We start from the raw sequence: 5633 nt of genomic DNA, 5'->3' as shown, positions 1-5633 counted from the left end.
ATTTTCGGAAATCAGCGTGTTGATCACGGCCAAATTGAAGCCGTAGTCCGTGCCCGGCCGGATCATGAAGAAATTATGCGCCTTGCTGGCGCTGACCGTGCCCCGGACATCAATGACCGTCAGCTTGGCCCCGGCTGCGATGCCGTCCAGGGTGGCGTTGGCTTCGGCCACGTTGATGGCCTCGAGAATATTGCGGGTCTGGAGGACGATATGCTTGGCGTTTTTCAGATCATAGGCCACGCCCTTGCGCCCCTTGCCAATGGTGGACTGGGCGCCGTGCTGCACGTTGCGGGCACAGGAGGCGTCGTGATTACAGTAATTGGGCGAACCAATGCCGCGCATGAAGGCCTGGTGCAGATCCGGAAAGGGGCCGCCACGATCGGACCAGAGCACGGACCGGCCGCCGTGTTCGGCCATGATGGCCTTCAGCTTGTCGGCCACATAGTCCAGGGCTTCGTCCCAGGACACGGCCCGCCATTTGCCCTCGCCCCGCTCGCCGACGCGGATGAGCGGCGTCTGGGGTTTTTCCGGGTCCTGCTCCAGGGCGATGCCGGCCGCGCCGCGCGCGCACAGGCCGCCCTTGAGGGCTGAAAATTCGTTGCCCTGAACGCGCACGGCCTTGCCGTCCCGCACGTCCACCTGAATGGGGCAGCGCACGCTGCACATGCCACACACGCTGAACACTGTTTTCGTTGCCGTCATGGCCATCTCCCACGGTGATGCAACGGAACCATACGAGGTTCCGCCACGGTTAGACGATATGATTGATTGTCACTACCTCGACTACTTCTCCATGAAAAACAGCCCTCTATTTTGAGCAAAATTTCACAAAATCACCCAACCATATTTCCATCCACCAGGGGCAAAATTCCGCCCACTTGTTCCAAACCACGGCAAAGCCACATCACCTCGGCAAGGATACCACCGCCAAACCACGCACGCGGGCCAAAAAGGAATCCGCGCGGACATCGGCGCGATATTCGCCAGGACGCAGGGTGGAAATGGTCAACCGGCCGACAACGGCCCGTCCCTCCCCGCCGGAAGGCAGCATGGTGCGCACGCCCCAAATATTATGAAGCATGAGGGGCTCGCCGCGTTGATCCGCGCCCAGATAGAGCCCGATATGCCCCTGTAGCCAGATGAAGGACAAAAACGGCACGCCCTGGGCGCGGATTGCGTCCAGCTTGGCGTCCGGGCGGAGCTTGTCCAAAGGGATAAAGGAGCCGGCCCCCTTGGCCTGCAGGGCGGAATTGCGCGGCAAAAACACGCCGAAGGGCAAAAACAAATCACGCATGGTCGACGAACAGTCCCGATTTTCGAACAAGCCCCCCCAGCCGTATTGCTGCCCCGCCATGGCGTCGGCCAGGGTCGCGATGGCGCGCGAGGTCAGCGGCAGGGGCGTGGGCGCGGCCTGTAGGGAAGACAGCTGGGCCGTCTGGATTTCCGCCTGACCGCTGGCGCCGCGCACCGGCACCTTGACCGTCAGGCCCTGGCCTGTCTGTGCCTGAACCGGAAAAAGAGCGCCGATATGGGTCTGTCCGAGCAAACGCCCGACGCCGTCGATCAGGGGCAGATCATCATGCAGCAAGGCGGCCATGCGTCGGGATTCATACTGGTTCCGAAACGCTTTTCCAACCAGGGCCACGTCCTCGACCCGGACCCATCCGTAGGTATACGCCGTCTCGACCAAATACCAGGCCCGGTCGGTGCTCACATGGGAAATGAGGACGGGCGAGCCCAGCCACAGGGCGCTGTTCTGGAAATAATCAAACGGAAATCCCTCGCCGGGTTGTTTCGGGTCCAGGAAAAACGGACGCAGGGTTGGCAGGACGCGCACCGAGGTATTCCTGGTGATGATGCCGGGAACCGCCATGGCCGGGTATCCGGGCATGTTCTGCAAGGCCACCAGCCGATTCCACCGTTCAACGGGATAGGGCTGCAGATTCTCGGAATATCCCTGCTTGCGGGCAAACGCCTTGACGCCCCAAAAAGCCTCGCCCGCATCCAGGGACGTGCGGGCCATGCGCCACGGCGCGAAAAAACGCTCCAGGGCCTTGGCATGCAGGATCATCTGCTCGGAAGCGCTCATGAGCGGCGCGTCGGAAACAGATACGGCCCGGGTGACCAACCGCGGCACGTCGAACATGACTTCCGGCGGCAATTCCCGACGTGGAAAGGGAACTTCCTCGCTTTGGGGCTGCGTGGGCGCGACCTGGACCGGAGGAATGGTCTTGGCGCAGGCGGCTACGAACAAAAGCGCAAACAAGCAGGGCAGCAGGCGAAACATGCGTCATCCGTGGTTTGAGGTGGAAAACAACTCGGTCTGGCGCAAAGCGTTCAGTACACTTTCCGCGTGGAAAAACCCTTGCCAATGACATTGAACGTATTTTCGAAAACAACGAAGGCTTCCGGGTCCAGGGTAAAGATCAATTCCTCCAGCTTTTTCTGCTGGATATTGTTGACCACGGTCATGACCACCTGTTTGGGCAACCCGGTGTAGCCGCCGCGCCCCTCAAGCAGGGTCACGCCCCGATGGGCCTGGGCCATGATGGCCCTGGAAATGGCCGGCGCATGATCGGAAATGACAAAGACCAATTTGCGCTGATTGAACATGCTCAGCACATAATCGGTGATCTGGGCGCTGACAAAAACCAGAATCAAGGAATACAACACGCGGTCCGTGTCCATGAGGGCGAAGCTGGACGTAAACACAGCCGCGTTGAAAAGAAAACTGACCTGGCCGACCCGGAATCCGAAACGCTGCTGCAGGACGATTCCGATGATGTCCAGTCCCCCGGATGACCCCAGGGAGCGCATGCAGGTTCCGGCCCCGGCCCCAAGGAGGGCACCGGCGACAATGGCCGCCAGCAACTGATCCTGCACGGGAAATGTATAGGAAATCAATTCGATGCACACAGTAATGGCCAGCATGCCATAGGCCGTGTAGAGCAGGAAACGCCGGCTGACCATGACCCAGCCAAGCAGGGCGATGGGAATGTTCAGCACGAGCAACCACCACCCCGGCGTCAGCGTCTGGGTGAAATAATAAAAGAGCAGGCTCACGCCCGAGACGCCTCCGGAAACCAGACCATGCGGCACGGCCACGGATTTGATGCCCAGGGCGATGAACAGGCTGCCGATGGTCAGCAGAAACAGGTTCCAGGGAACGGAATAGGCGTACAGGCGATATTTGGCATTCATGCCCCCAAACATGCCGCGTTCGAAAAAAATGTCCAGCCCCTTTCCCGCTTGTTCCAGGGATCAGGGACGCCGGACGGCATCCGGCACGGACAGCTTTTTCGGAGTGACGGCAAGGACGCCTCGCGGCGTGGCCTGCGCGTGGGCGTTTCCGCATCGCGAACCATCCGGCCCTGGACGCGGCCACGCCGCTATTCCGGCCGAACCCGGCGCAGCGTCTTGGTTTGCGCCCGCTTGGCCTTGGACAGGAGGCGGCGTTCCTTGGAAGCGCGGCTGGGCTTGGTCGGGCGGCGGTCCTTGGGGCGGATGCTGGCCAGCAAAACCAGCCGGGCCAGACGCTCGAGGGCGTCGCGGCGGTTGCCATCCTGGGTGCGGTGGGACTCGGCCCGGATGACCAATTCTCCATCCTGGGTCAGGCGCTTGCCGGCCATGGCCGCCAACCGGGACAGGCCGTCCTCGTCCAGGCCGCGCACGGCGGCCAGAGCCACGCGCAACCGCACGGCCGTGGCGACCTTGTTCACGTTCTGGCCACCCGGACCGCTGGAACGGATGAATTCGAGGGCAATATCCTCATCGTCGATATAAATGCGCGGCGTGATCTGCATGTCCAGGCAATAACGGAAAGTGGCTCGGTCTCAAAGCAAAACCACGCCCAAATGCGCGCTGTAAAAAAAATCGACACCTCAATTCCCTGTCATCCCGGTACATGATTCTCCCACGTCCGCGCCAAAACCAAGGCAGTGTCGGCCTAGTTTACACTCCACCGCCAGCTCGCCAGTCAAAAACATGCCACCATATTGATTTCATTTGCAAAAAATCATGGCATACAAAGTGCTTGAGATGGAACCGAGGCAGAAGCATCGCTCACAACATCCGCTCGGGAGGCATTATGAAACACCTCGTTCCAACACTCGTCATGACGGCGCTGCTTGCGCTTGCAAGCCCCGCGCAGGCCTTGACCGTGACCCCCACCTCCGACGCCGACACCCTGGTTGGCAGTCTGCTGGGCAGTGGTGTCAGCATTATTTCCAGCAGTTTCACCGGAGCAAACGGCGCGGCGGGTCTTTTTAGCGGCGCTGGCGGGGCCATCGGCATCAATTCCGGCGTCATCCTGACCAGCGGCCAGGCCAATGTGGCGGTCGGCCCCAACGATCAACCCCACGCCGGCGCGGACAATGGCCTCGGCGGAACAGCGGCGTTGAACGCTCTGATCCCCGGCTACACCACGTACGATGCGACGCTGCTTGACATCGTATTCTCCAGCGACACGGGAAATCTGTTCTTCAACTTTGTGTTCGCGTCCGAGGAATACAACCAATATGTCGGCTCGGACTTCAACGACGTTTTCGGTTTCTTCCTGGATGGCGTGAACATCGCGCTGCTGCCCAATGGAAGCCCGGTGTCCATCAACAATGTCAACCTCGGCGCCAACGCGGCCTATTACGTCAACAACTCCATGACGGACGCGGAGGGTGATGGTCCGGCCGTGGCCAGCCCCGTGGACACGCAGTACGACGGCTTCACCACGGTTCTGACCGCCCAAGCGCTGGGATTGGCCGCGGGAGAACACACCATCTCCCTGCAAATCGCCGACGCCGGAGACCATGTTCTTGATTCGGCCATCTTCCTCGAGGGCGGTTCCTTTGGCGGTGACGATCCCAACCCCGAAGCCGTGCCCGAGCCGGCCACCCTGCTCCTGATCGGGTCCGGACTCGCCGGACTGTTCGGACTGCGCCGCAAGGCATGAACGCGTCAGGCGCCTGTCGGAAAAATTGACAAAAGGCAGGTCGGCGAATTGCCGGACCTGCCTTTTATGCGTCAAAATCTCCGTCCCTGGCATCAGGGGCCCAGAGCTCTTCCCGCTGACGCTGATTGCCTCAATGGCAACTGCCCCCGCAGCTGCACGAAGAGCAACCACCCGCGTTTTCAGGAAACTTCATGCTAGACTGAATATCGAACCCCCTGAGCTGATCAAAATCGACAGTCACGGGCTTGGCCTGCTCGAACAGCGATTCTTCCATCAAAAACGAATATCCATCCACTTCAAAAACCTGATCTCCGTCTTTGCGTTCATCCAAAGCCAAGGCCAAGCGCGGACCTCCGCATCCCGAGGCCAGATAGATACGAATGAACTCCTTGGCCTTGCCGCTGAAATGCGCATCCAGCTGTTCCTTGGCCGACACATTGAGAGTAAGCATGGAATCCTCCTATTGATTGAATAGAAAATTCCTCTAACTTCCCGACACCAGATGTCAACCGTCCTCCGTGCTCGTTCAAATCGCGACGACATCGAAACAAATTTCGCCTTGCACGTTGAGTGTGGACTCAATTCGCGGTATGTTCCCAGAAAATATCAGCTCATGAGGTTAGCATGTATCAGGAACTCCGCGCCCCTCTTTCCGTCCAAATAGAAGTCGCCGCCCATGACGCCAACG

6 protein-coding genes are annotated in these 5633 nt (G+C 60.0%); 1 reads left to right on the top strand and 5 read right to left on the bottom strand.

The features are described from left to right. The 4 genes from EOL86_11590 to EOL86_11575 all read right to left on the bottom strand — a co-directional run. Window positions 1-702, bottom strand: a 702-nt coding sequence (locus tag EOL86_11590; protein ID NCD26216.1) for a thiosulfate reductase, incomplete at its 3' end; no start/stop codon positions are given. Between the two features lie 202 nt (window positions 703-904). Further along, complete coding sequence (locus tag EOL86_11585; GenBank protein NCD26215.1) at window positions 905-2287, bottom strand: hydrolase Nlp/P60; 1383 nt, start codon at window positions 2285-2287, stop codon at window positions 905-907. A 50-nt stretch (window positions 2288-2337) separates the two neighbouring features. Further along, a complete protein-coding gene (locus EOL86_11580; protein NCD26214.1) occupies window positions 2338-3201 on the bottom strand; it encodes a YitT family protein in 864 nt (287 codons plus the stop codon). A gap of 188 nt (window positions 3202-3389) precedes the next feature. After that, window positions 3390-3803: an aminoacyl-tRNA hydrolase gene (locus EOL86_11575; GenBank protein NCD26213.1), complete on the bottom strand. Its 414-nt coding sequence runs from the start codon at window positions 3801-3803 to the stop codon at window positions 3390-3392. 101 nt (window positions 3804-3904) lie between these two features. Between EOL86_11575 and EOL86_11570 the strand changes: the two genes are divergently transcribed. Beyond that, the gene (locus EOL86_11570) at window positions 3905-4945 is read left to right on the top strand and encodes a PEP-CTERM sorting domain-containing protein (GenBank protein ID NCD26212.1); all 1041 of its coding nucleotides are present in this window, start codon (window positions 3905-3907) and stop codon (window positions 4943-4945) included. 130 nt (window positions 4946-5075) lie between these two features. Here the strand turns inward: EOL86_11570 and EOL86_11565 are convergent, their stop codons facing one another. Then, window positions 5076-5396 carry an adhesin gene (locus tag EOL86_11565; protein NCD26211.1) on the bottom strand — a complete coding sequence of 107 codons (321 nt, stop codon included), beginning with the start codon at window positions 5394-5396 and terminating at the stop codon, window positions 5076-5078. Window positions 5397-5633 lie beyond the last annotated feature (237 nt).

The organism is Deltaproteobacteria bacterium (genome assembly GCA_009930495.1).
GTDB lineage: Bacteria > Desulfobacterota > Desulfovibrionia > Desulfovibrionales > Desulfomicrobiaceae > Desulfomicrobium.
The sequence above is the reverse complement of the archived record's forward strand: the minus strand, read 5'-3'. Positions and strand labels throughout refer to the sequence as shown.

Coding starts and splice junctions, on each gene's coding strand:
- EOL86_11585 (NCD26215.1), bottom strand. CDS start 2,287: ATGTTTCGCCTGCTGCCCTGCTTGTTTGCGCTTTTGTTCGTAGCCGCC.
- EOL86_11580 (NCD26214.1), bottom strand. CDS start 3,201: ATGAATGCCAAATATCGCCTGTACGCCTATTCCGTTCCCTGGAACCTG.
- EOL86_11575 (NCD26213.1), bottom strand. CDS start 3,803: ATGCAGATCACGCCGCGCATTTATATCGACGATGAGGATATTGCCCTC.
- EOL86_11570 (NCD26212.1), top strand. CDS start 3,905: ATGATTCTCCCACGTCCGCGCCAAAACCAAGGCAGTGTCGGCCTAGTT.
- EOL86_11565 (NCD26211.1), bottom strand. CDS start 5,396: ATGCTTACTCTCAATGTGTCGGCCAAGGAACAGCTGGATGCGCATTTC.